Below are 215 nucleotides of genomic sequence, written 5' to 3'. Positions count from 1 at the left end.
ATTGGCATCCACAGAAGCGGTCACGGTCACTTCAAGACCGTTGGAGGTCAGAACATCACCGTTCCCCGTCAGCACCGTTCCGGTGGAGTTCACGCCGGAGAACTCAAGGCTACGATTGGACCCTGCAACCGTGCTGTCATCAACACCATCGGTGTCGTCGGCATCGTCGGCGCCCCAGAGAACGTTCAACGATCCGGTCTCGCTCGAAGACACAA

Annotated in this window: 1 protein-coding gene; it reads right to left on the bottom strand. The window is 58.1% G+C overall.

The features are described from left to right. A partial coding sequence (locus tag ABLQ08_RS32635) for a hypothetical protein (protein WP_352950941.1) occupies positions 1-215 on the bottom strand: 215 nt, incomplete at both ends.

This window comes from Roseibium sp. SCP14 (assembly GCF_040329475.1).
Classification (GTDB): domain Bacteria; phylum Pseudomonadota; class Alphaproteobacteria; order Rhizobiales; family Stappiaceae; genus Roseibium.
Note: the sequence above shows the minus strand (reverse complement) of the source record. Positions and strands in the feature narration are given on the sequence as shown.